Source organism: bacterium, from assembly GCA_026708055.1.
Taxonomy (GTDB): domain Bacteria; phylum Actinomycetota; class Acidimicrobiia; order Acidimicrobiales; family CATQHL01; genus VXNF01.
In genome coordinates this window covers 15,571-42,377 of sequence record JAPOVS010000050.1, presented here as the reverse complement: position 1 = coordinate 42,377, position 26,807 = coordinate 15,571, and the positions used below count along the sequence as shown (strand labels likewise).

The 26,807-nt window shown below is 69.3% G+C and carries 26 protein-coding genes and 1 pseudogene; 14 read left to right on the top strand and 13 right to left on the bottom strand.

The window, feature by feature from the left end; all coding sequences use genetic code 11:
* Window positions 1-411, bottom strand: a 411-nt coding sequence (locus OXG55_10555) for an AraC family transcriptional regulator (protein ID MCY4103681.1), incomplete at its 3' end; no start/stop codon positions are given.
* Window positions 412-703: 292 nt separating this feature from the next.
* Here OXG55_10555 and OXG55_10550 point away from each other — a divergent pair.
* The 6 genes from OXG55_10550 to OXG55_10525 all read left to right on the top strand — a co-directional run bounded on the left by OXG55_10550 (window position 704) and on the right by OXG55_10525 (window position 7,006).
* Window positions 704-2,215, top strand: coding sequence for an SAF domain-containing protein (locus OXG55_10550; protein ID MCY4103680.1), 1,512 nt, complete (start codon window positions 704-706; stop codon window positions 2,213-2,215).
* Between the two features lie 10 nt (window positions 2,216-2,225).
* On the top strand, window positions 2,226-3,119 hold the full coding sequence (locus OXG55_10545; GenBank protein ID MCY4103679.1) for a hypothetical protein: 894 nt from the start codon (window positions 2,226-2,228) through the stop codon (window positions 3,117-3,119).
* Window positions 3,106-4,434 (top strand): ATPase, T2SS/T4P/T4SS family, encoded by a 1,329-nt coding sequence (locus OXG55_10540; GenBank protein MCY4103678.1) that lies wholly within the window; start codon window positions 3,106-3,108, stop codon window positions 4,432-4,434. The genes OXG55_10545 and OXG55_10540 overlap by 14 nt, the downstream gene beginning before the upstream one ends.
* 7 nt (window positions 4,435-4,441) lie before the next feature.
* Complete coding sequence (locus OXG55_10535) at window positions 4,442-5,329, top strand: hypothetical protein (GenBank protein MCY4103677.1); 888 nt, start codon at window positions 4,442-4,444, stop codon at window positions 5,327-5,329.
* Window positions 5,326-6,213 carry a hypothetical protein gene (locus OXG55_10530; protein ID MCY4103676.1) on the top strand — a complete coding sequence of 296 codons (888 nt, stop codon included), beginning with the start codon at window positions 5,326-5,328 and terminating at the stop codon, window positions 6,211-6,213. Before OXG55_10535 ends, OXG55_10530 begins: the two co-directional genes overlap by 4 nt.
* A gap of 148 nt (window positions 6,214-6,361) precedes the next feature.
* On the top strand, window positions 6,362-7,006 hold the full coding sequence (locus tag OXG55_10525) for a hypothetical protein (GenBank protein ID MCY4103675.1): 645 nt from the start codon (window positions 6,362-6,364) through the stop codon (window positions 7,004-7,006).
* A gap of 158 nt (window positions 7,007-7,164) precedes the next feature.
* On the opposite strand, the gene OXG55_10520 is transcribed toward OXG55_10525, so the two are convergent.
* From OXG55_10520 to OXG55_10505, 4 genes are all read right to left on the bottom strand, one after another.
* On the bottom strand, window positions 7,165-7,701 hold the full coding sequence (locus tag OXG55_10520; protein ID MCY4103674.1) for a hypothetical protein: 537 nt from the start codon (window positions 7,699-7,701) through the stop codon (window positions 7,165-7,167).
* 269 nt (window positions 7,702-7,970) lie between these two features.
* Window positions 7,971-8,999, bottom strand: coding sequence for an ABC transporter permease (locus OXG55_10515; GenBank protein ID MCY4103673.1), 1,029 nt, complete (start codon window positions 8,997-8,999; stop codon window positions 7,971-7,973).
* A 22-nt stretch (window positions 9,000-9,021) separates the two neighbouring features.
* Window positions 9,022-9,810 (bottom strand): ATP-binding cassette domain-containing protein, encoded by a 789-nt coding sequence (locus OXG55_10510; GenBank protein ID MCY4103672.1) that lies wholly within the window; start codon window positions 9,808-9,810, stop codon window positions 9,022-9,024.
* Between the two features lie 175 nt (window positions 9,811-9,985).
* Complete coding sequence (locus OXG55_10505; GenBank protein MCY4103671.1) at window positions 9,986-11,524, bottom strand: hypothetical protein; 1,539 nt, start codon at window positions 11,522-11,524, stop codon at window positions 9,986-9,988.
* Window positions 11,525-11,747: 223 nt separating this feature from the next.
* On the opposite strand from OXG55_10505, the gene OXG55_10500 reads away from it, so the two are divergent.
* On the top strand, window positions 11,748-12,704 hold the full coding sequence (locus OXG55_10500) for a phytanoyl-CoA dioxygenase family protein (GenBank protein MCY4103670.1): 957 nt from the start codon (window positions 11,748-11,750) through the stop codon (window positions 12,702-12,704).
* A gap of 33 nt (window positions 12,705-12,737) precedes the next feature.
* Window positions 12,738-13,142, top strand: a complete 405-nt coding sequence (locus tag OXG55_10495) for a cupin domain-containing protein (GenBank protein ID MCY4103669.1) — start codon at window positions 12,738-12,740, stop codon at window positions 13,140-13,142.
* 110 nt (window positions 13,143-13,252) lie between these two features.
* Here OXG55_10495 and OXG55_10490 read toward each other — a convergent pair whose 3' ends face one another.
* The 4 genes from OXG55_10490 to OXG55_10475 all read right to left on the bottom strand — a co-directional run bounded on the left by OXG55_10490 (window position 13,253) and on the right by OXG55_10475 (window position 19,176).
* Window positions 13,253-14,548: an amidohydrolase family protein gene (locus OXG55_10490; protein MCY4103668.1), complete on the bottom strand. Its 1,296-nt coding sequence runs from the start codon at window positions 14,546-14,548 to the stop codon at window positions 13,253-13,255.
* Between the two features lie 108 nt (window positions 14,549-14,656).
* On the bottom strand, window positions 14,657-15,442 hold the full coding sequence (locus tag OXG55_10485) for an SDR family oxidoreductase (GenBank protein MCY4103667.1): 786 nt from the start codon (window positions 15,440-15,442) through the stop codon (window positions 14,657-14,659).
* 78 nt (window positions 15,443-15,520) lie between these two features.
* A complete protein-coding gene (locus OXG55_10480) occupies window positions 15,521-18,118 on the bottom strand; it encodes a hypothetical protein (protein ID MCY4103666.1) in 2,598 nt (865 codons plus the stop codon).
* Window positions 18,115-19,176, bottom strand: coding sequence for a hypothetical protein (locus OXG55_10475; GenBank protein ID MCY4103665.1), 1,062 nt, complete (start codon window positions 19,174-19,176; stop codon window positions 18,115-18,117). The genes OXG55_10480 and OXG55_10475 overlap by 4 nt, the downstream gene beginning before the upstream one ends.
* 228 nt (window positions 19,177-19,404) lie before the next feature.
* Between OXG55_10475 and OXG55_10470 the strand changes: the two genes are divergently transcribed.
* The 5 genes and pseudogenes from OXG55_10470 (at window position 19,405) to OXG55_10450 (ending at window position 22,118) form a co-directional block, all read left to right on the top strand.
* Complete coding sequence (locus tag OXG55_10470) at window positions 19,405-20,661, top strand: DUF4143 domain-containing protein (GenBank protein ID MCY4103664.1); 1,257 nt, start codon at window positions 19,405-19,407, stop codon at window positions 20,659-20,661.
* Between the two features lie 4 nt (window positions 20,662-20,665).
* Window positions 20,666-20,866: pseudogene (locus tag OXG55_10465) on the top strand (type II toxin-antitoxin system RelE/ParE family toxin).
* Entirely contained in the window at window positions 20,863-21,150 is a 288-nt protein-coding gene (locus OXG55_10460; protein ID MCY4103663.1) for a putative addiction module antidote protein, read from the top strand. The pseudogene OXG55_10465 and the gene OXG55_10460 overlap by 4 nt, the downstream one beginning before the upstream one ends.
* A 115-nt stretch (window positions 21,151-21,265) precedes the next feature.
* Window positions 21,266-21,580, top strand: coding sequence for a hypothetical protein (locus tag OXG55_10455; GenBank protein MCY4103662.1), 315 nt, complete (start codon window positions 21,266-21,268; stop codon window positions 21,578-21,580).
* A 7-nt stretch (window positions 21,581-21,587) separates the two neighbouring features.
* Window positions 21,588-22,118 carry a hypothetical protein gene (locus OXG55_10450; protein ID MCY4103661.1) on the top strand — a complete coding sequence of 177 codons (531 nt, stop codon included), beginning with the start codon at window positions 21,588-21,590 and terminating at the stop codon, window positions 22,116-22,118.
* A 155-nt stretch (window positions 22,119-22,273) separates the two neighbouring features.
* Here OXG55_10450 and OXG55_10445 read toward each other — a convergent pair whose 3' ends face one another.
* Window positions 22,274-22,372, bottom strand: a complete 99-nt coding sequence (locus OXG55_10445; GenBank protein MCY4103660.1) for a hypothetical protein — start codon at window positions 22,370-22,372, stop codon at window positions 22,274-22,276.
* An 89-nt stretch (window positions 22,373-22,461) separates the two neighbouring features.
* Window positions 22,462-23,745 carry a DUF4143 domain-containing protein gene (locus OXG55_10440; GenBank protein MCY4103659.1) on the bottom strand — a complete coding sequence of 428 codons (1,284 nt, stop codon included), beginning with the start codon at window positions 23,743-23,745 and terminating at the stop codon, window positions 22,462-22,464.
* Between the two features lie 364 nt (window positions 23,746-24,109).
* Here OXG55_10440 and OXG55_10435 point away from each other — a divergent pair, with 364 nt between their 5' ends.
* Complete coding sequence (locus tag OXG55_10435; protein ID MCY4103658.1) at window positions 24,110-24,940, top strand: hypothetical protein; 831 nt, start codon at window positions 24,110-24,112, stop codon at window positions 24,938-24,940.
* Between the two features lie 36 nt (window positions 24,941-24,976).
* Here the strand turns inward: OXG55_10435 and OXG55_10430 are convergent, their stop codons facing one another.
* Both OXG55_10430 and OXG55_10425 read right to left on the bottom strand, forming a co-directional pair.
* Window positions 24,977-25,759: an ABC transporter ATP-binding protein gene (locus tag OXG55_10430; GenBank protein ID MCY4103657.1), complete on the bottom strand. Its 783-nt coding sequence runs from the start codon at window positions 25,757-25,759 to the stop codon at window positions 24,977-24,979.
* A complete protein-coding gene (locus OXG55_10425) occupies window positions 25,756-26,799 on the bottom strand; it encodes an ABC transporter ATP-binding protein (GenBank protein ID MCY4103656.1) in 1,044 nt (347 codons plus the stop codon). The genes OXG55_10430 and OXG55_10425 overlap by 4 nt, the downstream gene beginning before the upstream one ends.
* Window positions 26,800-26,807: the final 8 nt, after the last annotated feature.

The following is a 26,807-nucleotide window of genomic DNA, read 5'->3' as shown; positions in this document are numbered from 1 at the left end:
CCCCCCCCCCGCCCCGCGCGCGCCCGCCCCCCCGGCCGGGCGGCCGGCCGCCGCCCGCGGCCTCTCGAGGCACTGTTCGATCTGGCTCAGCAACTCGATCGTGAGCACGGGATCGATCCGCAGGCTCGCTGCGAGCAGCGGCCTGTCGCGCGAAGCCTCGAGCACGTCGGCTACCAGCCGCGTGCCCTGCGCCACGACGAAGAAGTCAGCAGGGCCGCATACGCAAGTCCGATCATTGAATTCGACCCGTCCGTGACCCTGGGCAACGACATAGATCGACAGCGATCTCGCGACTTGGTCGTGGACCCGCGCCGGGCCATTGAACCGGTAGTAGGTGAGGCCCGGCCAGGATGACTCGTTGGATCCGTCGGCCACCGCACGGCCCGCAATGAGGTCGACGAGTTCGTCCACGATGAACACACCTTACAGACACGGCGATGCCCGCCCGATCCTCTCCTCCGGCACGTGGACGGTTTCCGATGGATTGCAGCTTTCACCAAGTATTCAGTAGGATACAGATATTAACGCTGTGCCGCTGCCGGTTCTGGGCACCTCGGAGGTCACATTGCTGCACCACCGCTGGATTGACGCCTCGCGGCGCATCGCCTGTCTCGAGGACAGTTCGGTCGGTCCCACCGAGCCATCGGCATGCCGGTCCCTTGCTCCTCGAAGCCAAGTGCGCGGCACCCGGTAGAAAGGTTCGTTGTCACAGGCCGTGTCAGTCCTCGGAACAGTCTCATCCGACCAGCAACCCGGCGAGCCGGCCGCCGTCGCGACGACCGGGAGTTCCGGATCGCGGCGCCGTCTCCTCATCGTTCTGCTCGGTGTTCTCGTGCTCCTCGGCGGGGTGGCGGGCTACCTGCTCACCTCCGGCTTCTTCGAGGAGCCGCAGCAGGTCCTCGTCGCCGCGGTGGACATTCCCCGCGGCAGTGCGGTGTCCGCGGGCGATTTGGCCGGCGTCCGCGTCGACATCGGCGGCATCCCCCACATCGCCTGGTCACCGATGGCCGCCGGCGCGCTCAGCGGCCTCGTGGCCCTGGCGCCGATCCCGGCGGGTGCCGTCGTGCACGGCGGCCTGTTCTTCGACCCCGCCGGGGCGCCTTCGGGCGAGGATCTGGAGGTCATCGTCCCGCTCGACACAAGTCTCGTCCCGACTCCACCGCAGCGCGGCGATCTCGTGCTCCTGGTGGATCCGGGCGCGCCCCCCACCGAAAGAGACCCGGGGCGGCCTCGCCAGGTGTTCCAGTGGCTCGAGTTGCGCGACTTCGACGGCAGCTCGATGCGGATGTTCGTGCCGCCGGCGGAGTGGGCCCAATGGCGGGACGTGCACGCGGCGTTGGGGTCGGCTCCACAGGTCCTGCCTGTCCCGCCCGGTGGAGACCCCGAGGCGATGGCGAGAAGTCTCAACGAGGTGTGGGCAGCCGAGTGGGAGGCGGAGGCGCAGTTCATTGAGGCGTCGCTGCCGGAGCCCGAGCCCGTTCACGGGGCCGGTCCGGGCGAGTTGGAGGTGATCGTGCCGCTCGACACGCGTCTCGTGCCGTCCGGCGTGCGCACGGGCGACTTGGTGCTGCTGGTCGACCCGGGCGCCGAACCGACCGCAAGTGACTCGGGCAGGCCGCGCCGCGTGATTCGCACGCTCGAGTTGCGGGAATTCCAGGGGACGTCGGTGCGCCTGTTCGTGCCGCCGCGGGAATGGATCGAGTGGCGGCTCCTGGCGACCGAGATCGGGGCGGACCCGCTGGTTCTGCCGGTCCCCGACGGCACCGACGCCGAGCAGATGGCGGCCCAACTCGACGCCGTGTGGGAGTCCCGGTGGCGACAGGACGTGGCGGCCCTGCCGACGGCGCCGGCAGGGTGGTTCCAGGTGAGCCTGCCGCTTGATGAGGCCGGTGCCGCTGCGCCGCTCCGGGACGGCGATCTGGTACTGATCGTCGATCCGGGCCGGCCGGCGCAGATCAACGATCTAGGGCTGGGTGATCCCGGCCGCCCGCCGAGCGTCATCGAGTCGCGGGTGCTGGAGGGTTGGGACGGCGGCGTCGCCACGTTCTGGGCTCCTCCCGACCGCTGGGCCTACTACACGTACCTGCCTCAACGACTGGGCGCCACGCCGATCGTGCTGCCGGTGAACCAGCCGGCGGACCGCAAACTCGACGCGTCCGAGGTCAGAGCCTTGGTGGAGGCCGTGGACGCGGCGTACCTGCAATGGGCGCCGTAGGAGACGCACCGTGCTAGTCGTCGCCGGCGGCGACCGGACGCGCCTCGACACGGGATCGTTGGCGTTGGCGCTCGGCCGGCGGCTCAGCGAGAGCGACCGGAGGGCGCTGTTCGTCGACGCCGACGCCACCGGGTCGCGCCTGGCGCGGCGATGCGGCCGAGCCCTCGGCGCGCCGTTCTCGCCGGCTGCCCGCGGCCTGCCGACACTCATCGCAGCGCGAGACCCGATGCGGGTCGACGCGCTGGCTGCGCACTGCTACAGCCTGGGCGCCCGGCCCGAGTCGCTGTGGCTGCTGTTCGCGCCCGACAGCGCCGCCGGCGGGCGCGTCGCCGGCGGCTGGCTGGCCGAGCGCGCTGCCGAGTTGCGCGAACTCGACCGCACTCGGCGGGTGATCGTCTCGGTACCGTCGTGGCAGCAGTTCGACGCCGTCCTGCCGCTGCTCGAGCACGCCTCGGCGCTGGTCCATCACAAGCGCTTCGCCGGCGAGGGGACCGCGGAGGCGTTCGCCGCCTGGCTGCGACAGGCCGGCCTGTCCGGCAGCGCCGCGCAGTTGCGCCTGCTCCTCGCCGAGGCGGACTCCCCGCCGGCCGACGATGCGCTGCAGCGGATCACCGGACTCGAGGTGATCGGCCGCCTGCCGCTCATCTCCGACGAGAAGCTCCTCAGGATGCGGTTCCGGGGCCGCGACTCGTCCTTCGGGACGGTCCTCGCCGAGGTGACGGGTCGCCTCAGCGGGGTCATCGACGCCACCGGCGATCCGGGGACCGTCGTGACATCGCTGCCCCAGGACCGGCTCGCGGCACCGACCTCTGCGACCCCGGCCCGGACCGGCGCCGGAGCCGACGCGGAGGCCGAGTCCGAGAACCGGACGCGCCAGTGGAGGAGGCGGGATGTCTCTGCGTGAGGAGATCTGGGACGAGGTGCTGCCGCTCGTCCAGGACTACCGGCTGAACGTCGAGGAGAACGACGACGAGCCGCTGGCCGTGGCCGAGGGCTGCCGGGATCTTGCCGACGGCGCCATCCGTTCGCGCCTGGCGCGGGAACTCAACACCACCGGCCGGGTGCTGTCCGACGACGATCTGCGCTGGCTGCAGGAGGAGATGGCGGGGCTGCTCGGGGCCGGCCCGCTGCAGCGCTTCCTCGAGCGCAACGACGTCGAGAACATCTACTGCTTCGGACCCGAGCTGGTGATGCTGGGCCTGTCGGGGGGCCGCCAGGAGCTCGTGGGTGAGCCCGTGTTCGGCGACGAGGAGGACATGGTCCGCTACGTTGCCCACCTGGCCACCACGCACGGCCAGACGGGTCGCCGCTTCGACCAGTCCTCGCCGCTGCTGGATCTGCGCCTGCGCACCGGCGAACGCGTCTTCGCGGCCATGGAGGTGTGCGGCGCCCCGTTCCTGACGGTGCGCTGCCACCGCCACCGCGACGTGCGGCTCGACGATCTCGTGGAGTCCGGGTCGCTCTCGGAGCAGGCGGCCGAGTTCCTGCGCGCCGCGGTGCGCCCGCCCGGGCCGGCCAACATCCTGGTGTGCGGCGCCCTCGGCGCCGGCAAGACGACGCTGCTGCGCGCCCTGCTCGCCGAGGTCGGGCCTTCAGAGGTGGTCTGCACCCTCGAGCAAACATTCGAGTTGTTCCTCGACCAGTCGCACCCGCTGACATTCGCCGTCGAGACCCGCGAGGCCAACAGCGACGGCTCCGGCGAGATCAGCATGGAGGAACTCGCCAAGCGGTCGCTGCGCTCGGGCGCCGACCGGGTCATCGTCGGCGAGTTGCGCGGGTCCGAGGCCGCCACCTTCCTGTCAGCGTGCGGCACCGGCTCGGACGGCTCCATGGCCACGATCCACGCCTCCTCGCCGCGCCAGGCGCTCAGCCGGCTCGTGCGCTACTGCCTGGCGGCGGGCGGCGCCGGGATCCAGTCGGCACTCGTACAGGAGGTCGCCGAGGTGATCCACCTCGTCGTGCACCTGCGCGGCGACCCCCGTACCGGATTCCGGGGCGTCAATTCCATCGCCGAGGTCTCCTGCGCCGACGGTGAGCGTTTCGAGACCCATGAGATCTTCGGGCGCACGTCACGCAATGCCCCGCTGATGCTGCGCTCCCAACCCCGCAATCCCGAGGTGATCGATCGCATCCTCGAAGGCGGCCTCGACACGTCGCGCTGGCCCCCTGAGGGTCTCCTCGACTCCGTGCAGCGGGCCCGCGACCTCGTAGCCCCGTGAGGACGCCGTGAGCGGGCTGTTGTTCGTCGCAGCAGCCGTGGTGGGTCTTGCCGTGATCACCGCCGGAGCGACTGGCGCCTCAGGGGCGCGGCGCAGTGCCCGCGGTGAACCCGAGCCGGAGCATCCCAAGAATCCCGCCGGAGCCGGGCGGCGCCGGCTGTCGAAGGTGGGGCTGGCACAGATCCTCGGCGCCCTGGGAGGCCTGATCCTCGGCTGGTATGCCACCGGGCTGCTGGGCATGGCGGTGCTGCTCGGCGGCTTGGGCGCGCTGCTCCCGCCGTTCATGGCTGCGCCCCGCCGCCGCCGCGAACAGTCCAAGCTCGCACGGGCCTGGCAGCTCTGGACCCGTCAACTCGCCGAGTTGGCCCGCGCCGGCGCCGGGCTCAACGACGCCATCGCCGCCAGCGTGCCGTACGCGCCGCCGGAATTGCGCCCCACGCTCGAAGTCGTCGCGGCGAGGTCAAGGGTCGACGGCATTGACGCGGCGCTCGAGGAGTTGGGTGCCGCCGGCCACGTCTGGGAGCCCGAAGTGGCCGCCGGGCTGCGCATGGCTGCCACAACCGGGGGTTCGGTGGCCTCACCCCTGCTGGATCTGAACGCCCGCATCAGCGACATCGTCGAACTGCACAACCGCAGGACGGAGGCCGTGGTGCAACTCTGGACCCAGACGATCACCCTGCTGTCCCTCGCAGCCGGCGTCGTCATCCTCATGTACCGCAACAACCCCGCCTACTTCGAGCCCTACCGCGCCGGGGCCGGTCAACTCGTGCTCGTGGGCATCTCCGGGCTGCTGCTCATCGCGACGACATTCCTGGTGCACCACTCGGTGGTCCGCGAGAAGCGCTCGGTGTTGGCGCCGCCCACCCGCCGGGAGACCATGAAGGACCCGCTGTGAACCCCGGTGCCTTCATCGTCGCCGCCGCGGCGCTCGTCGGCGTTGCGCTCGTGGTGCTCGGCCTGCGCCGACCGCGCCCGGGCGCCGCAGCGGCCGAGACAGGACCCGAGCCGGCTCCTGCTGTGGACCCCGCCTCGCCGACAGCCGGCCACACCGCCGTCGAGGCGCCCGTGCCGCCGTTGATGTCGCTGATCGCCCGCCCCGCCGGCGAGTTGCCGAACCTGCGCCTCGTCGGCCTCACCCCGGTCACCTACGCTCGCCAGCGCATCCTGGGCCTATTCGGCGGACTCGCCGCGGGTGTGGTGATCGCGTCGTTGACCGGCCGCGGGCCGGCGAGCTTCGCGCTACTCACAGGCGGGTGCGCACTCGTGGGCCGGCTCCTCCCGCTGCTGGGCGTGCGAGACACCGCCAGGAAGCTCCGCGACGAGATGGACAGGATCGTTCGATACTGGGCGATCCTCGTGGCCCAGCAGGTCTCCGCTGGCGCCGATCCGGCGGCGGCCATGCTCGTCGCGTCCCGTGCCGGGCGCCGGCCAGGGTGGCGGTTGCTGCACCGGTTCCTGCTAGCGGCCCAGCAAGAGCGGCGCCCGCCCTGGGAGGGTCTCGTCGATCTCGTCGACCGGTACGGAATCACGAACCTCGTGCCGATCGTCTCTTCCCTCGGCCTAGCGGTCAGTCGTGGCACGCGCCTCTCGGAAGCCATCCTGGTGGCCGCCGACGCTCTGTGGGACGAGGAGACGAGCCGCGAACGCGAGAAGGCGGCCCGCCGCGCCCAGATCATCGTTCTGCCCGCCACGGGCGTGGCGATCGCTCTGGCCGGAATCCTCATCTACCCGCCGTTCACGGCGCTCACCGGCGGCGGCATCGCCGGGATGGGCGGCTGAATTGCGGTCTCACGGCCGCTGCTGTCCCGCAGCAATCCGGTCGTTCACACCCGCTCCTGAGCGGGCAACCTCGGAGGCACCGTCAGCCATCGGGGAGACCCGAGAGTCGCCTACGCAAACACCACGAGCACCGCACAAGGAGCACTCCATGCAGGCAACGCAGAAGACCACAACGACCGCCGACCCTGCGTACGGAACGCTGCGCCGCGCGACGCAGGCAGTCGGGCGGCTCCGCCGGGGTCGGGCCGACGAGCGCGGCCTGACCACGCTCGAATGGCTGCTAATCGTCGCCGCCGTGGCCGGCCTCGCCGCGCTCGCCGTGGTGCTCGTCCAGAACGTCGTCGACGACACCGCCGAACAGATCAGCGGCAGCAGCGCCCGGGGCACAGCCGCCCAGGTCGCCGCCGAACGCATCACCCGCGAGAAGAGGGCGCTGCTGCCGACACTCGCCGAGGCGCAGGCCGTCGACACCGCCGCCGAGGTCACGTCACTGAACACCGCCAACGCCGGCTCGGGGACGGCGGCGATGGATGCGATCATCGACAAGCAGAACGCCGTCAACGCAGCGGGTACCGACGAGTGCGCCCGGCTCGCGATCACCTACGGTGACATCGCCGGCCTCTCCGCACAGTGGGAGCCCGCCACCGTCGCGACGAAGACCGGGACCACCCACATCGTGGCCGCCAACTCGGGAACCCTGAACGACAGAGACAACGCGGCCGAAGCGAACGCCGAGACCGGCGCCGCCTTCTCAACAGCAAAATGCGCGGTCACGATCCCCAATGGATCCTAGGTGCAAATGGCTATCGGGTTGATCACAGTCAGCCAGAGGGGTTGTCCGCCGAGTGAGTGGCCGGGGCGCGCGGCCCGGTCAGCCCACGAGCGCGTCGGTTCGGGAGAAGTCGTCTCCGCCGAAGAGCGCAGCGACGATCACCGAGGTGTCGACGACGTTCACGACGGCAGCCCGTGATCGTCGTAGCCGATGATGCCGTCAGGCTCCCGCTCGTCGAGCGCAGGCAGTCGCCCGAATCGCTCCGCAGTGTCGTCGATCCCTCCCGCGCGTTGGCGCCGACGCTCCGCCTCGAGCCGCGCCTCCAGGGATGGCCGGTGCGTCAGCCGGCGACGGACGAAGTCATCGAACATGGGCACTGTGAACGCGATGACGCCGCGGCGAGGCGCGTGGCAGAGGCCGCGCTTGATCAGGGCATCACGCAGCGATCCGGCGCCCGGCGTCGTGCGTCCCATCACGGCGGCCACGTCGGCGGATCTATAGGGCCCGGCGCCGAGGGAGGCCATCGCCGAGAGGTAGGCCCGCTCGCCGGGAGTGCTCCGGTCGAGGCGAACCCGGAAGAAGCCGGTGTCGAGTTCCTCCTTGGCTACGGGAACAGCAGCCTCCACATCGCCCCTCGTGATCGTGGCAGGACCGGCGGCGATGTCCCAGGACTGCTTCCCGAACTCCTGCAGGAAGTACGGGTATCCCTCGGTCACATCGAAACGGAGTCCACACCCCGACGATTGGCTATTGTCGGGATTATCGACGTTTGCGGTATTTGTCGAGATATTCCCATAAAGCCTGCAACAACCAATACTCATCCATCTCGAGTCCCATCTGCTGGACCGCAACCGCCCGGACCGCCAAGTGAGAGGCTGGGGTCCCCTGGCCATTGCTCTGGAGTCCGGCCCCGGATCGGGTCCGGGGCAGGCTCTCCGCCGGAACGACGAACTGAGTACGGGGCCGGTGGGTGCCGACCCCTACCTCACCGGTAGCCGCCGCCTCTTCGGATGCTGTCGATGGAGACGGCCAGGATCAGGATGATGCCCCGGACGACCATCTGCCAGTAGATCGGCACGTTGGTGAGAACGAAGCTGTTGGTGATGACACCGATGATGATCAGGCCCAGGAACGTGCCCAGCAGGCTGCCTCGGCCTCCGGTGAGGGCCACACCCCCGAGGAACACCGCGGTGATGATCTCCAATTCGGCCCCCTCGAAGGCGGCCGGTTGGGCGGTCCCACCCCGTGACATCAAGGCGATGCCGGCGATGCCCGACAGGATGGCCATCGCCACGTACGACCACATGCGGATGCGGTCCACCTTCATGCCCACATTCCGGCAGGCCGAGGGGTTGCCGCCGATGGCATAGAGGTTGTTCCCGATGAACGAGTGGCGCATGAACCACATGCCGAACACCAGCACCCCGGCGAACACCCACAGCGTCACCTTGATGCCCAGCGCCTCGCCCCGACCGAAGGTGCTCCAGGCGTTGACGCCGATGACGATGTTGTCGCCCTCGCTGACCACGAAGGCGAGCCCCCGGAACAGCAGGAGGGTGCCGAGTGTGGCGATGATCGGGTTGACCCGGAGCCGCACGATGATGAAGGCGTTGATGAGCCCCATGGTGGCGGCGCACGCAAGGGCGACCAGTCCCGAGACGGCGCCGTTGACGCCGGCGTTGATCATCATGGCGGCGAACATCCCGGTGAACGCGGCCACGGCGGCTATCGACAGGTCGAGGCCGCCGCTGATCAGCAGCACCGTGAGTCCGACGGCCATGAGTCCCCGGATGGAGAGGGCCTCGCCGATGTTCACGAAGTTGTTGACGGTGAAGAAGTAGGGAGAGCGCTGCCACGAGTAGATGCACAGGCCCGCGAGCGCGACGAGCAGACCGGGGATCGTCCAGTCGTTGAGGCGCCTGAACGGCCACCAGGGGTGCCGGCGGTCCTCGGGCGACACGAGCAGGCCACTCATGCCCCAGTCCAGGATCCGGGAACTCAAGCCGCCGGCCATGCCCGCTGCTCCGGAGACCGGATCACGACGACCCTCCGTTGGTCGAGGTGCCGTTGGTCGAGGTGCCGTTGGCGAACTGCGACGGCAGCGCCCCGGTGATCCAGCCGATGACCTCCGTCTGGGTCGTGGCCGCAGAGGGCGTGTCGGCCCACAGCCGACCCTGGCGCAGCACGACGATCCGGTCGGCGATGTCGAGGATGTCGCTGAGGTCGTGGGTGATGAGGACGATGGCGCTGCCGTGGGACTTCATGTCGACGACGAGGTCGTGTACCTGGGCGGTCTGCTCCACGCCGAGCGAGGCGGTCGGCTCGTCGAGCAGCAGGATGTCGCCGCCCTGGGCCACGGCCCGGGAGATGGCCACCGCCTGGCGCTGGCCCCCCGAGAGCACGCCCACGTCGACGCGTACCGAGGGAAGCCTGATGTTGAGGCGCTCCAGCAACTCGGTGGCGTCACGCTCCATCTTGCGGCGGTTCAACACGATGCCCCAACGTCGCGGCTCCCTCCCGAGGTAGATGTTGTGGGCCACCGGGCGCGTCTCAACGAGCGAGAGATCCTGGTACACCGTGGCGATGCCGAGGGCCATGGCGTCGTTGGGATCGGTGATCGTGACCGGCTCGCCGTTGCGGGTGAAGCTCCCCTCATCGGCGTAGTAGACGCCGGAGAGGATCTTGATAAGCGTCGACTTGCCGGCGCCGTTGTCACCCAGCAGGCCGATCACCTCGCCGGGTTGGATCTCGAGGTCGACCCCGGCGAGGGCCACGACGTGACCGAAGGCCTTCGACACGCCCATCATGCTGAGAAGTGGGGGCATCACGACTCCCCGTAGGTCGGCGAACAGGGACGGGTCATCACGCCAGCGGATTCGTGCGGACTATCGAGTCGATCATGGCCACCTCCGCTCAAGGAAGGGCAACTGGCGCACGACCGGGCGTTGTGCATCCCGGCGGATGTCCGCCGGGATGCACACGCCGATCCGTGCTGATCGCCTACTCGGGGTACAACTCGTGGACGGTCTCGCGGGTTACCGGCTCCACCGCAGGGATGACCCGGTCGGGCACGATCCGGCCCTCGAGCATGTCCACCACGGCCGGCACCAGGTACTGCCCGTAGCGCTCGGGGAAGAACGAGATGGTGGCCTTGAAGACCGACTCCTCGTCGGTGCGCTGGCGCAGGTCCACGAGCGCCTCGTCGGAGGCACCCAGGCTGGCCGCCGCGGCCCGGCCGAGGAAGCCGGCCTGCTCCAGGGCCAGGGCGCAGTCCACGCCGGGCTGGTCGCTGTGGCCGAAGCAGAGCACGTTCTTGGCGTCGGGGTTGGCGGTCGCCCAGTCCGTCACCAGCGGGAACACGTCGTCGAGTGCCGCGTGCGGGATGTCCACGTGGATGTTCTCCTCGGGGATGGGGAAGGACTCCAGCACGCCGGCGATCGCACCGTCGCGACGCTCGCCCATGACCTGCACGCCCTGGGTCCAGATGACCACCAGTTCGGTCTCGGCGGGATCCCAGCCCTGCTCCTGGGCGAAGCCCGCCAGGTAGCGGCCAGCCTCGACGGAGGCCTCGAAGTTGTCGGGACCGAAGTTCTTGCAACCCGGATGCGGGCCGTCCCAGGTGATGCAGGGCAGACCGCCGTCGATGTAGATGCCCGCGATCAGCTCCTCGGTGCCGGCGATCCAGTTGGCGAAGATCACACCGTCGGCCTCCTGCGCCACGATCAGGTTGGCGCACTCGACGGTCTTCTCCTGGTCGTAGGCGTTGTCGCAGAAGATGATGTCCACGCCCATGGCGTCGGCGACCTCGTAGATGCTGTCGGTGACCGAGTCGGTGAACGGGATGCCGGCAAGGCCGTCGGCGTGGCCGATCGTCCAACGCTGGGTGGCGGGGCGGATGACCGCCTCGTAGTCGCCCGCGATGGCCCTCACGTTGTGGCGGGCCACATCGGCCGCCTCCTCGCGAGCCGTAGCCGCCTCCTCGCGAGCCGAGGCGGCCTCAGCCTGAGCAGCAGCGGCCTCTTCCTGGGCGGCGGCGGCCTCAGCCTGGGCGGCCTCGGCGTCGGCCTGGGCGGCGGCGGCCTCTGCCCTCGCGGAAGCAGCCTCGTCACTGGCGGCCTCGGCTGCGGCCTGCGCGTCGGCAAGGGCCGCTTCGGCGGCCGCCACGGCTTCCTCGCTGCCCTCGGCGGTCGCGAGTGCGAGGTCGGCGGCAGCCTCGGCTGCGTCGGCGGCGGCGCTTGCCGCGGCCGCCTCGGCGCTCGCCGCATCGGCTGCGGCGGCGGCGGCGTCTGCGGTCGCGCTCGCCGCACTGGCCTCGGCACCTGCCGCGGCAGCGTCGGCCGCTCCGGCAGCAGCGGCCGAGCCAGCACTCTGTGCTTCGGACATCGCCGCAGAAGCATCCGAGCGGGCGGCACCGGCCTCGGCCATCGCCGCGTCGGCTGCATCCTGGGCCGAGTCATCCGCGGCACAGGCACTTGCCACCAGAGCTAACGCCACCCCAAGTGCGGCGGCCAGCCAGAGATTCCTACGTCTGGAAATCATGTTCTCTCCCTCATTCCGTGTCCGCAGCCCGCAACGGCCACGACCAAACGTCCGGGGCAGCATAGTAAATGTCGCTCCGGCGGTCAGAATCGTGTCCGGTCACCGGCGGAGACGCCATGATCCGCGGCCAGGGGGACCGCGGGACCCCGGCGCGGGGTGCGACCGGCCGCCGATTCTCCGTTAGCCTCGGCGTTCGGCAACCGATCCGGACGGGGGGAGCTCAGTGGCACTGGCAGCAACGTCGGAGCAGAAGGAACTCCTGAACACCCAGGGGTTCTTCGTCATCGAGGAGTACCTGGACGCCGGCGAGGTGGCGGTCCTCAACGATGCCTTCGAGGAGGTCGGGGCACGGCTCCGCCGCGAGCGCGGCATGGCCCCCGACGCCCAGCTCAGCTGCCGCAACGGGCTCGTGAAGCACGAGGCGTTCCTGAACCTCATGGATCGGCCGGACATCCTGCGCTACGTGGTCGACATCGTGGGTTGGAACCTGCAGAACCGCGACAGCGTAATTCTCTGGACACCACCCACGCCCGGCCGGCACCCGTCGGCCCTCTCGCTGGGCTGGCACTTCGACTACGAGGAGGAGTTCACGGGCATCGGCATCGACGGCCCGATGCCCTGGCTGGACTTCAAGATCGGCTGGTACGTCTCCGACGCCACCGAGCCCGGCCACGCCTCCATCCTCTTCGTGCCCGGCAGCCACCTCTGGGGCATGGAGCGGCGGGCCCGCTGGCGGGAGGACATCCGCCCCGAGGACGTCTTCGAGTTGAAGGTGCCGCCGGGCAGCCTCATGATGTGGCGCCCCACGCTGCTGCACGCCGCCGGCCCGAACCTGGGCACGCACGAGCGCCGCGCCCTCTACATCAGCTACGCGCCCCGCTGGATCCGCCCGTCCGGCCACGTGGAGCAGGATCCCGACCTCGTGGCCCGCAGTGACCCCATCCGCCGCCAGCTGCTGGGCGCCATGGGCAACCTCTCCCACCCCCTCGGACCCGACCCGAAGAACCACCCCGACTCGCAGTACTGGTTCGCCGCCGACTGGGACAACATCCCGCTGAAGCAGTGGGCCGAGGAGCAGGCCGGCGATCCCCCCTACGACTGGGGCACCGGCTACGGCGTGGGCACGGTGAAAGGACCCGAGTACGCCTTCGGTGACAACACCGACCCGCGGCGGGTCTGAGCCGGCTCCGGCCACGATCAGGAGATCGACACGATGACATCGAACCCAACGGCCAACGAGCCGCTGTTCCTGAACCGCGACGACGGTGTCGGCTTCGTGACCCCGGCCCCGGCAACCCGCGACGTGCGGGTGTTGCTGTCCCCGCTGCTGCAGGAGGGGATGGGCGACTTCGCGGTCGGGATGACCCAGATTCCCGCCGGGGTCGTCGGGACGCGCCATTCCCACCCCGGAACGACGGAGGTCTGGATGATCCTGTCGGGCCAGGGGCGGGCGCGGATCGGCGACGAGGACAGGCCGGTGGCACCCGGTGACGTGGTGTACACCCCGCCCGGCACCGACCACCAGTTCGTGAACGACGGCGACGAGCCGGTGACTGTCTACTTCCTCTACAGCCCCTCCGGCGCCGAGCAGCGGGTACTCGACGGCGGGTTCCTGTAGGAGGGCGCCGGGTCGTCGGCCCGCAGCGCCACCCGGACCGCCGGACAGTGGATTCGGGCCCTGGATTCCGGCCTCCGCCGGAATGACGAGAAGAGGGACGCCGAGGCGCGCTAGCTCCCGCCGGCCGCCGGCGTGGCGAAGTCGATCATCAGTTGGGAGAAAGGGTCCTCGGGCGGCCGGGCGAACGCCTCGGCGGCGGTTGCGGCCAGTGCGTCGAAATCCACGATGCGTCCCCGGCGCAGCACGAGGCGCACGTCCGACAGCACGCGGATGTCGTCGAGGGGATCACCGTCCACCGCGACCATGTCGGCGATCGAGCCCGGTCTGATCCGCCCGGCGTCGGCGAGGCCGAGCCGGTCGGCGGCGACCGACGTGGCCGACGCCAGGGCGGCCGCGGGGTCGAGGCCGGCGTCGACCAGTAGCGACAGTTCGTCGTGCAGGGAGAACCCGGGCACCAGGTGAGGGAACGGCGAGTCGGAGCCGGCGATGACGGTGCAGCCGGCGGCGGCCAGGGCGCCCAGGATCCGCTTCATGGTGTTGACGCTGCGCTGGCGGTCCAGGCGGTCGGTCACCTCGCCGGTGCGGTGCGGGAAGCGATGCCAGACGGCGGCGACGTCCGGGTGGACCCAGCGGTCGCGCCGGTCGTGGAGGAATGCTGCGTCGCTCAGGCGGCAGAGCCGGTCCCAGACCACCAGAGTCGGGCACTGGACGACACCCGCCGCAGCAAGTGAGGCGGCTGACTCGGCCACCTCCTCCACGTTGGTCCGCCACCCCTCGACGTGGTGGACGCAGCCCGTGAGGTGCTGCACCTCGCGCACGCCCGCCGAGACTGCCGTGGCCAGGTCCACCGACGGACCCAGGTGGGCAAGGAGCGGCAGACCGCGGCGGTCGGCCTGGGTCGCCGCGGCGCCGATCTGCTCGGTGGTCAGGTGCACGTAGAGCTTCACGGCATCCACGCCGCGCTCGGCCATCTCGTCGACCGAGCGCCGGATCGCCGCCGCGTCGGTATGCGGGCGCCCGATCCGCGGCCAGAACGCCGAGTCGCCGTCCAGCAGGGGGCCGCAGCAGAGAATGTCGGGGCCCGCCATCGGGTCGGCTCTGGTGCGCTCGCGGCGATCGAGGATCCAGACCGGGTCGTTGCCGGTGTCGCGTATCGCCGTGACCCCGGCCGCCAGGAACGCCGGGAGCATCCAGTCCGAGATGTGAGTGTGGCAGTCGATCAGACCCGGCAGCAGCGTGCAACCGGGCAGTTGACGCGCCTCCATGCCGTCCGGCAACGCCCCCACTGCTTCGACGCCGACGACGCGCTCGCCCTCGACCACGACGGCGTGGGCCCGCCGCAACCGCTCACCGTCGAACAGCGCGTCGGGGGCCAGGGCCCAGCGAACCTCCACGGCCGTCGTCACATTCGCCCCCGATGGCCACCGGGGGTGGCGGACGGGAGGTGGCAGGCCGCCCTCGGCGCTCTCGCGGCGCTGGGAACGGGGAGAGTGAACCCCTCGGTCACGGCCCGCTCAGTAGATGAGGCCGCCCCCGCTCACGTTGAGCGTGGCGCCGTTGACGAAGCCGGCATGGATCGACGCCAGGAACACCACGACGGCGGCCAACTCCTCGGGCTGCCCGATCCGGCCCACGGGGCAGGCCTTCGTCGAGGCCTCCTCTATCTCGGGGGGCAGGTCGTCGTGCTGCATCGGTGTGTCGACCTGGCCGGGCGCGATGGAGTTCACGAGAATGCCGTGCGGGCCGAAGCGGCGGGCGAAGCCGCGGCTGAGCGTGATCACACCGGCCTTGCCCGCGAGATAGGCGTCGCTGCCGAACACGGGCCCGTTCCACCATCCCCCCGAACTGAAGTTGATGATCCTCCCGCCACCGCCGGCGGCGATCATGGCGTTGCCGACAGCCCTGTTCAGGAAGAACGTGGCCTTCATGTTGACGTCGTTCTGGGCGTCCCAGTCCTCGGGCGTCACATCATCGACGTCCTGGCGCCGCAGCAGAGCCGCCACGTGGGCGAGCGCCCAGATGTCGCCGAGATCCTCGATGATCCCGGCCACGAGATCGTCGATGGCCGCCACATCGCGCAGGTCGAACGTGATCGCACGGTGTCCCGTGCCGTCCAGTCCCGCGACCAACCCGGCCAGCCCGGCGGCGTTGATGTCCAAGGCGGCCACCCGGGCGCCGGCGGCCGCCATGGCCCGCGCCGTGGCGGCTCCGACCCCGCGGGCGGCGCCGGTCACGATCACGCCGCGGCCCTCCAGGCCGGCTCCCAAAGCCCCGTAGCCGACGCCCGCGTGATCAGTCACGAGAACTGCTCCACTGGCACTGGATTCCGGCCTTCGCCGGAAAGGCGGCGAGCAGGTAGCCGCGTGGGAGCATCACAATCAGGTGATTCCGGCGGGCATGACGAACGGCTCGGGATCCATGAAGCGGCGCAGCACGTTGTTGCTGACAGCGGCGACGTTGTTGTCGTAGCCGAAGTTGCCGAGGCTGCCTGACCAGGCGATCGACCCGGTGGAGAAGACGGCACCCCCGCCGGGGGTCTCGAAGAACACCATGTCGGCGCGGATCTTCTCGGGCGCATCGGGGTCGGTGTTCGGCAGGACATCGCCGATCGACGCCACCATGAGGTCGTAGAGGTTCGAGTGGTTCTCCGAGGACGCCAGCAGCAGCGTGTGCGCCGGCGTGCCCAGTCCGGCGTCGACCCGCTCGATCTCGTAGCCGGCCGCCCCGCCCTGCAGGATGCCGAAGTCGCCGATGATCTCCTCCGCGACGCCCTCGAAGATGAAGGCGGCCCGCGGGTCGTGACTGGCCGCCGTGCGGCGGTAGTAGGAGCAGGTGTCGAAGCCCTGCGTGATGAACCCCACGCCGCCGATCGTGTGCGGTCCCCGGCCGATGCCGATCCACGTGCCGGCAGGCTCGCCGGTGAGCGTGTCGTGGGCCTGGCTGGCGTCGGCACGCCAGATCCGCGGCAGGTCGGGCCTGCGCACCTCGGTCATCCCCGAGCGAGTGGGGTGGTAGGCGATGCGGTGCCAGTAGGTGTTGCCGCCGAGATTCATCAGCCGTCCGCCGCGACGCACGAAGCCCTCGACGGCGTCCATCATTGGCGTGCTCGTGTACTCGGGATGCGAACTCGTGACGAGGACCCGGTAGGGGGCGAGTGCCGCGAGACCTTCCCGATCCAGGTCGTCGTCGGTGATGGTGTCGTAGCCGACGCCCGTGCGCTCCAGCCACGCCACGATCAGCAGATCCTGGCAGAACTTGTACATGCGGCCGTGCGGGCGGAAGTTGGTGACCGGTCGGTGCATCGAGGAGTGCACGACCGTGCTGCCGTCGGCGTGGTTGTCGTAGGTACACCCGCCGATCTCACCGAAGCGCAACATCAGCAGGTCGGTCTCGTCGAGCACGGTCAGACGCCCGTGGATCATCTCGTTGAACGGGCTGACCACGCGCATCTGCAAGTTCGCGTAGGCGCCGTACGTGGCGGTCGGCAGCAGGAACGCCACGTCGCTCGTGGGCGCACCCGCGGCCGGGCGCACCGCGAACGGCACCCAGAACACCGCCTCGCCGGCCCGGAACCGGCCCGCGTAGCAGCCGCTGGCCCAGTCGTCTGGAACGCGCAGCGTCTGCGTGGTCTCCCAGAGGGCGTCGCTGATGTCGTCGCAGTGGAAGTGGATCGCCCCGTACTCCCCGGGGGCCGCCCGCCAGTCCGACGTCAGCCCGGACCAGTTGGAGCCGCCGACCCCGCGCGTCGGCATGTTGACGATGGTGCCGTGGCGATCGTTGCCCGAGACGTCGAAGATGTCCTCGCTGCCGATGTCGACGGAGAAATCCCAGTCCCCGAGCGCTCCCTCTGCGACCGCCGCAGGGCCCCGCTCGGCGACGGCTTCGATCTCGGCGTCGTCGAGGGCGCGCCCGTACAGCCGCGGGCGCTCGAGCCGGCCGTTGAAACACGAGACCGCGTGGCCCGCCCCGGTCTGTTCGGCGCCGATGAGGATGGGAGCCTCTCCGAGACCTGCGACCGGGCCTCCATGGTGCTGCTCATGCACCCAGCCGCGATCCTCGAGGCGGTGCGACGCGAGACCGCCGGCACTGAACGTGATCCCACCGGCACCGTCGCAACTCACGGCAACGCAGGTCCAGCGGGACTCGGCGACAGCGACATCGCTGAGGACGACCTCCCCGATCATCCCGTCGCCAACGACGAACCCCAGATGCCCGTCGGGAGACAGGAAGAGACCGGCACCGGTAGCCGTGTCGTTGCAGTACGTGCCGAACAGCATCTGATGACCGGCGGCCAGGAGCGTCGGGAACACCGAGAGCATGATGGTGAAGCCCCCCTCGGCGTGGCCTCCGGCGCCCGCCGGCACGGCTACGTACGATCCCGGATGGATCTCCTGGTGCCGGGCCGCGTGCTCGCCGCACACCGGCGTCGCCATCTCGGTCGCCACGTACGGCGGCACGTCCGGCCCGTCGCCCAAGTCAGGGCTGAGCAGGCGCACGACGTCGAGCCTGTACGTCTCGACGCCGGAACACGACGCCTTGAAGTTGATCTCCTCACCCGCCCGCAGCGTCTGGCGGTCGGCGTAGGCCAGCATTTCGGGATCCTCGAAGCCGGCGCGGACCACCGTCGGCTCCTCGGGCACCGAACCCGAGGCTCCCGCCGGCAGCCCGCCGAACATCTCCGCCCAGCGCACCCGGAACACGTAGCGCTCGGCCTCTTCGATGTCGTCGAAGACGACCTCGGGCAGGCGCTCGACGCCCAGCGGATCGCCCTCGGTGAACCGGGCCAGCATCCACTCCACGTTGGAGCGGGTCATCAGCAGGAAGTGCTTGCCCACGAGCGGGATCCCCCGCATGTAGTTGAGCAGTGACTGCAGGTCGGGCGTGTGCCGCCCGAAGGGCTGCCGCATGAACTCCTCGAAGAGGTCGGCACGCCCGCCGTTGATCCCCAGCGGGAGTTTCGGTGCCTGGGTCGTCATCGGCTCAGCCCCTCCACTGCCAGGACACGGGCCGGGTTGCCGACGATCAGGATCTCGACCTCGTCGTCGCCCCAGCCTGCGTTGCGGAACAGCGGCACCACGTGGTTCAAGGTGTGGGCGTAGCCCCAGCCGCCGTAGGCCAGCAGCCGGGTCTTCACGCCGCCCATGTCCTGGGAGACGAACAGCTGCTCGAGGTGGCCCCGCTGCGCGAGCCCGACCATGCCCTGCACGATGTCGTAGTCGCTCGGGGGGTACTTCCCCAGCCCGATGAGCGAATGGTCGAAGCCCATCAGGTCGTACGCCAGGTTGGCGCCGCGCTCCAGCATCTCCAGCTGGTAGGGCAGGTCGGCGATGGCCGTGTTCATGTGCCCCATGATCACCCGCCGCGGATCGACGCCCTCTGCCTCCAGGGCGTCCAGCACCTTGATGCCCTCGAAGCCCCAGGGGTGCAGATGGATCGTTATGGGCAGGTCGGTCTCGCTGTGCGCCCAGGCGGCGGCCCGCAGCATGCGGAACTCCTCGGGATGCACGGGATCGTAGGTGCCGACTTCGCCGATGATGCCCGGGCGGATGCCCGTGTCGCCCACCCCGTTGCGCCACTCGTCCACCATCTCGGCCGCCAGGTCCTCCGTGGAGCGCTCGGCAGTGCCTTCGGGATGCGACGCCGCCAGATAGTAGAAGCCGCCCATGATCACGTTCACTCCGCTGCGGCGGGCGAGGTCCCGCAGGATCAGCGGTTCGCGCGCCAGGTGGCAGGGCGTGACCTCCACGATGGTACGCCCGCCCGCGGCGTAGAACGGCTCCAACTCCTCCAGTACCTGCTCCACGTCGGTCTGGTGATAGTTGTCGGGGAAGCCGCCAGGGTTCCAGCGCGCCTCGGCCGCCGTGCACATGTTCAGCGGCTCGGTGGTGACCGCCGGATAGCCGTGGATCTCCAGTAGCGGCCGGCAATCGATATGGAGGTGCTCGTGGACGTGCGTGGGGCCGAGCTCGCTCACCGGCACCGGTCCGGTAACGGTCATCGCGCACGCGCCGTCGGCGGTGCCATCGGTGTTCACGGCTTCACGCCTCGCCTTTCGGGAACAGGTGCCACACCCCGCCGCGGATCGTAACCCTTCGCCGACGGCAGCGCCGAAGCACTGACGACGACCACGACATGGTTCACCGGCACCCAGGCAGAGCCGGGAGCGCGTCCGAATACTGCTGCGTCCGTGCTCTGAACGCTGCTAGGATAGTATTCCGAATACTGCTATGATAATGCGCCGAGAACTGCTACGATAAGCTTCGTGAACTATATTCCTCGGCTCGTTGACGCCCAACTGGCCCGGGCTCTCCGGACCCACCCCGTTGTGCTGGTGACGGGCGCCCGCGGCGTCGGCAAGACGACCACGGCCCAGCAGTTGGCCAAGTCGTGCGCGTTCTTCGACGACACGGCCACGGTCACCGTATTCCAGGACAACCCCGAAGCCGCCCTCGGGCAGTTCCAAGAGCCGCTCTTGGTGGACGAGTGGCAGTTGGCCCCCGAAGTGGTGCGGGCGATCAAGCGCACCGTCGATCGGGACCGCCGGCCGGGCCGGTTCATCCTCACCGGGTCACCCGAGCCTCAAAGCCGTTCGGAGATCCAAGCACTCACCGGCCGGGCAGCGGTTCTCCGCCTCAATCCGATGACGGTGCGCGAGAGGAGTCTGCGGGTCGCTCCGCCGTCACAGGCCGACGCAGTCGTCGATCTACTGTCGGGCACGCCGCCTGCGGCCCGGCCGGCACAGACACCCGACATCTTCGAATACTTGGACATGGCCGCGGTCGGTGGTTACCCCGAGTGTGCAGCCGGCGGCTCTGAAACCTATTCGCAGACATGGTGCCGCGACTACCTGAGAGTGCTCCTGCGACGCGACCTGCCACTCTTCGGATCGAGGCGCTCGGCCTCCCATTTCAACAGATACCTCACCGCTGCCGCCCATCATTCCGCACGGTCTCCCGAGGACGGCAGCCTGCGCAGCGCAGCCAAGGTCAATCCGGCAACCCACCGCGACTACCGGCACATCCTCCTTGATCTGGACCTAACCGTCGAGGTTCCGGCGTTCATCAGTGACGACATTCCCTACCTGGCCAAGTCTCCGAAGATGCTGTTCAGTGACTCCGGCTTGCTGATTGCAGCGCTGAAGGTGCCGCTGTCCCGGTTGAAGCTGAACGGCGATCTCTACGGGAGGATCATCGAGACATTCGCCCTCGGTCAGATCCGCGCCGAACTCGAGGCCCTCGACAGGCAGGATGCGCTGAGTCATCTTCGCACCCACAAGGGCACCCATGAGATCGATGGCATCATCGAAACCGACGACGGGGGCATCGTGGCGGTTGAGATCAAGTCGGCAAACCGGCACAGACCCGCTGACATCAAGCACATCGAATGGCTGGCGCAACGACTCGGGGACAGGTTCAGGCTCGGGCTGGTGCTCACAACCGGTCGCTACGTCAGCAACATCCGAAGCGACGTGAGCGACAGTATCTGGGCAGCACCCATCAGCATCCTCTGGCACCGATAATCCGGGAAACCCCGGTGACGCAAGACCGGCTGGGGGAGGTGTCTCCGAACTCCGCATCGACTACGGGCCCGGATACCGGGTCTACTTTTCGCGAAGGGGCCGATCCTTGATCGTCCTGCTCGCTGGCGGCGACAAGGACAGCCAGGGTCGGGACATCCGGCGAGCACGGGAACTCGCGAACGACTTGCAGGAGGACACGCTGTGAAAGGAGCCGAGGCCCGGCCGTGGGACGCGGCGGAGCACCTGGAGACCAGTGAGGACATGGTCGCCTACCTGGAGGCGGCACTTGAGCAGGACGACCCCAAGCTCGTGGCAGCCGTGCTCGGCGACATCGCCAGAGCCAAGGGGATGACCGAAGTCGCTCAGGAGGCAGGACTGGGGAGAGAGAGCCTCTACAAGGCGCTCTCGCCGAGCGGCAACCCGGAGTTCGGCACCGTCCTCCGGGTGGTGCAGGCACTCGGACTCAGGCTTCGCGCGGCGGCCTCGTAGGCGCAGGCGCAACCGGCGAAGATCTCCTCCGTGGGGCCGCTCTCGACCAGTGCTTCTGGCGCATCACCAACACCCGTCAGCGAAGCGACGGACGAGGCGCAGATAGAATCTCGATATGCAGCGCTGGGAGCAGGCGAAGGGTGCTTTCGAGAACCTCAACGCTGAATTGGAGTCGGACGGGGACGTGGCACGCGTGCGGTACGTCTCCGTCGAGCCGGACTTCGAGTACGACGACGAGTGGATCATTCTGGCGACCTGGGAACTTCCGGCGCTCGACGATGCTGAATGGCCGTTGGAGCAACTGGACGGATACCGGCGGCGAACCTACGCAGCCGTCGGTGACATCGCCACAGTCCACTGCCTGTTCCGCACCCCAGAGGAGTTGTCCGAACCGGGACATCAACGCGGCGAGCAATTGCAGCCAGCCTGACCGACACATGGCGGCAACCGGTCTCAATCCCGAAGGGCTCTTGCAGGCGGCCGAGCACCTCATGCCCGAAGGACGGGGGCGACCATCGCCCGCGCGGCTCCGGCGCGCGATTTCGACGGCGTACTACGCAGCATTCGCCGCGCTGACGCAGGAAATCGCTCACCACTTCCCGAGTACCGAAGCACAACATGCCGTGCGTCGACTGGCGAGCCACGGTTCCGCTCGGACCGTCTGCCGCAATCTGCGGGCTTCCGGGACGGTTCCGTGGCTGTTCGGCAAGCCCGCGTGCCACGAGGATCTGCTGCAGTTCGCAGAGGACTTCGACGCCCTTTACACCCGCCGCATACTCGCCGACTACGACCATAGCTACCTGTGCACGAAGCGTGATGCCACGGATGCGGTGTCGCTCGCCCACCGAGCGGTCGCCTCACTCGAGTCGGCCAGGCAGCAATGCCCCGAACAGCTCGACATGGCTTGCATCGCAACGATCGCCGATGAGCGAAGCCGCCGACACCTGTTGAAGCCGCGAGTCGGATAACTCACCGACGCAACCTGTGGAGCAGGTCAGCCGCCTCGACCTCCAGGCTGTCTCTCGCCTTGACGATCTTGCCTTGGCTGTTGCGGCTGCCGTCGGCACAGGTTCGAAACTACGCCCGCCGCAGGTGTGATGTGGTTGACTGCCACTCACTGGCGTCAGTGGAACATCCCGCCGGGGACCGCGTCGATCAGATCCTGGGTGTAGGGGTGTCGCGGGCGCGAGAAGAGATCGTCCGTGGGGCCGCTCTCGACCAGTGCTCCTGACGCATCACCTACACCCGTTAGCGAAGCGACGGACGAGGCGCAGGTCGCGCGTGATGAGTCGGTCCCCTCATTCTCGCTGATCAGGGGCTGAGAGACGTGATGGGAGCTACCTGGATCCCGTCGGGGCGGCGATAGGCGGCACCGGTGGAGGTCACGACCAAGAGAGCGGCCAGCTCGTCTCGACGTTGAAGCGCCACCTTGTTCCTGAGCCTGAGCAGCGACCTCGCCGCTCTGTCGACCGACGCGGCGCCGGAGTTCAGTTTGACCTCGACCGCGATCCAGGAACCATCGGTGCGCTCGATGATTGCGTCGGACTCCAGACCGGTGTTGTCCCGGTAGTGGTACACGCTGCCGCGGTCGGCCCCGCTGTAGATCCGGAGGTCCCGGACCGTCAGCGATTCGAACAGCTGGCCGAACACGACGTGGTTCGAGAGCAGACGATCCGGTGTGACTCGCAGCATGGCCGCTGCCAGCGAGGGATCGACGAAGTGGCGCTTCGCCTCCTTCCGCAGGGTCGCCCTCGAGTTCAGGTTCACCGACCACGCGGGCTGATCCTCCACGACGAATATGCGCCGCAGCGCTTCCAGATACGCGGCGACGGTGTTGCGGCTCGGCATCGTGTCGGTGCTCATGTCCGACGCCAGTTTCGTCATCTTGGCCTCGGTGGAGATGCTGTGCGCGACCGACAGCATCAGCCGTTGCACGGCGGCCGGGTTGAAGCGGACACCGTTCGCTGCGGGAACGTCCAGCCGAATGACCTCGTTCACATAGTCGCCGAGCGACCGGAGCGCGTCGTGCTCGTCCTGCTCAAGGTTCTGCGGCCAGCCGCCGGTGCAGATGAGGGCGGCGATCTCTCGCAGCCCTCGGGTCTCCTCGGGCAGGCACGAAGCCGTCTCACCGTCGAACAGCCCCCGGATCGACACGGCGCCGCTGGAATGCCCCGTCTCCCAGAGGGACATCGTCCGCAGCAGCACCCGGCTGATGCGTCCCGTACCGGTGTGCCTGGTGATGTCGTCCTGCGGCGTTGCCGAGCCGGTGAGGATGAAGTGACCGCTCCCGGGACGGTCGTCGCACTCGCGCCGAACCCGGTTCCATAGCCGCGGCGCGTTCTGCCACTCGTCCAGCAGGCGAGGGGTGGGTCCTCGCAACACCGCCGCGGGATCCGACGCGGCCAGCAGCAAGGTCCCTTCGTCGTCCAGCCGGGCCTCGCTGCGGGCGAAACGACGGGCGGTCCAAGTCTTGCCGCAGCCGCGGGCACCTTCGATCAGGACTGCCCCCCGCCGCCGCAGAGCACTCTCCACGTCGGCGTCCACGAGACGCGGAAGGTGCCCGGGCATCGTGAGTGTTGCCAGCGTCTCGCTCACAACGGCCTTGCCCCGAGATCGATTGCGCGTTCCAGCGGCCAACTATAGCGCGTTCTAGAGATTAGTTATAGCGCGTTCTGAAGATTCACCATAGCGCGTCCTAAAGATTGATCATTGCGCGTTCTGGTCTCATACCGCAGTTCCAATCGGTTCGGCGACGGGCACGGGAGCGTCGTCCGGCGCCTGCGCCATCAGGCTGTCGGCCGCACCCCGCAGACGTCGAGGACGAGAGCCGCGCCGGCGGCGGCGCGCGGGGGCGCGTAGGCTGTCTTGGTCAGAGGTGCGCCGGGATTCATCGGGCCGGCCGGCGCGCCATAGGGGTCGGGCCTTCGAGAGAACCGTGCGGACGGAGGAACTCGAGAGGATGTACCAGGCATCGGGCCGGCTGCAGTACGGCCTCAAGCCCGTGCCGGGGGCCGACCTGGACGCCTTTGACGCCCGCCGGCTGCGCGACTACCTCGCCGCGGTGGGCCACGACGTCGATCCGTGGGGCGGCGAGGAAGAAGACCTGCGGACCCTTTTGGCCAACATCGATCTCATGACGCAATCCGCCGGCCAATCCGTGGCGACGATCGAGGGATTGTTGCTGTTCGGCAGGAACCCGAAGCGGTTCGTCCCCCAGTCGGGGATCCGCGCGATCTGCTACCCGGGCACCGAGGCCGACTACGCCACGCGCGCCGATGAGGATCTTCGCGCTCCGATGCTCCCGCTTCGGGCCGCCGACGGTTCGCTCGCGGAGCCCGGCCTGGTGGAGCAGGCATGGGACTTCGTCCGGCGCAACACGACGCCTGCATCGCGGCTCGAGGGCGCCCGGCGGATCGACAGCTGGGAATACCCCGAGAGCGTGATCCGCGAGGCCGTCGTGAACGCGCTCGTGCACCGCGACTACAGCATTGCCGGCGCCGACATCATGCTGACCGTCTATGCGGACCGCCTGGAGATCCAAAGCCCCGGCGGGCTGCCCAACACCGTGACCGTCGAAGGGATGAGAGCCGGCTTGCGTTACGCCCGCAATCAGACGTTGGTCAACGTCATGCGCGACTACCGCTACGTCGACGCCCGCGGCATGGGGGTCCGCAACAAGATCATCCCGGGTATGCGCGCCCACAACGGCACCGAGCCGGATCTCGTGGAGGAGGAGCACCGCTTCACGGTCCGCCTCTGGAAGCAGCCCATCCCGCCGGCCCTCCGGTGATCCGCGGCGGGCAGTGGTCCGGCACGCCTCGGTGGTTCAACCGAACATCCCGCCGGGGACCGCGTCGATCAGATCCTGGGTGTAGGGGTGTTGCGGGCGCGAGAAGAGATCGTCCGTGGGGCCGCTCTCGACCAACTCGCCGCGGCGCATCACGTACATCCGGTCGGCGAAGCTGCGGACCAGGCGCAGGTCGTGGGTGATGAGCAGGATTCCTAGACCCCGTTCGGTCTGGAGCCGCCCGAGCAGCACCAGCAGCTGCGCCTGCGCCGACTGGTCGATGGACGACGTGGGCTCGTCCGCGATCAGGATGCGTGGCTCGACGGCAAGGGCGCGGGCGACGCTCACCCGCTGGCGCTGCCCGCCGGAGAGGCTCTGAGGGAACAGCCGCGCCTGCTCCTCGCTGATCCCGACCTCGCGCAGCAGCGCCATCGCCGAGCCGCGGGCCGCCGATCGGGACACGCCTTGCCAGACCTGGAACACCTCGGCCACGGCGTGAATCGCCCGCTGCTTGGGGTTCAGGCTGGAGTACGGGTCCTGGAAGATCATCTGCACCTGCCCGCGCACCTCGCTGCGGGCACCGCCGCGGGGCATCTCGAGAGGTTCGCCGCGGTAGCTGACCTCCCCGAGGGTCGGCCGATGCAGTAGCGCCAGCACCTTGCCGAGCGTGGTCTTGCCGCTCCCGCTCTCGCCCACGAGTCCGACGACCTCGCGCTCGGCCACGTCGATGTCGGCACCCTCCACGGCATTGAAGGCGTTGTGGCCCCGCCCGAAGGTCACGCGGATGTCGTGGCCCGCAAGTCCCGCGCCGTTGCCGGTCACGTCGCCTCCCCCTCGGCGACCTGCGCCCCGACCGTCGGCGCCCCCTCGGTGGCCATCGACGAAGCGAAGAGGCAGGCCGTGAGACGCCCGTCAACTTCGGTGGGCTGCGGCTGCGCACCCTCGCAGCAGCGGCTGTGCGGGACACCGTCGCCGAGGCGCAGTGTGAGGCCGCAGCGCGGGTGGAAGCGGCAGGCCGACGGCCAGGCACCGACGCTGGGCGCCTCACCGGGGATCGGCTCGTAACCGCCCGCCAGCTCCATGTGCGCCGCCGCCACGAGTCCCGCCGTGTAGGGATGCCGGGATTGCTCCCGCACCAGATCCTGCGATCCCGACTCCATCACCGCGCCCGCATAGAGCACCACGATGGAGTCGCACACCTCCTCCACGACCGCGAGATCGTGGGACACCAGCAGCAGCGACATTCCCAGTTGCTCCCGGAGCCGGCGCAGCAGGTCCAGGATGCGGGCCTGCACGCGAACGTCCAGCGCCGTCGTGGGCTCATCAGCGATGAGCAGGGAGGGATTGCGGGCGAGCGCACCGGCGATGACCACCCGCTGTCGCATCCCGCCCGAGAGCTGGTGTGGGCGCTCGTGCATCACCGAATCGATCCGGGGGATCTCCACCAGTTCGAGGAGCTCGCGCACGCGGGCGCGCGGCGAGACGTCCTCGCCGGTATCGCTGCGGGCCGCCCGCACGAGCGCCATGAGCTGCGTGCCGACCGTGAGAACCGGGTTGATGCCCGCCAGCGAACTCTGGGGCACATACGCGATCCGGTGCCCGCGGATGCCCCGCCACACGGCATCGGTGGCTCCGGTGAGTTCGGTCCCCTCGAAGAGGATCGAACCGCCCGTGACCGTGGCCGAGTGCCGGTAGAGCGTTCCCACGAGCGACCGGCAGAGCATCGACTTGCCCGATCCGGACTCCCCCACCAGGCCCAGGGTCTCGCCCTCGCCGATGTGGAGCCAGGCCCGCTCGATCACGGGGATGGTCTCGCCCCGCCGCCCGAGGAGCCCGATGGAGAGTTCGTCGACCGTCAGCACGGCGCGAT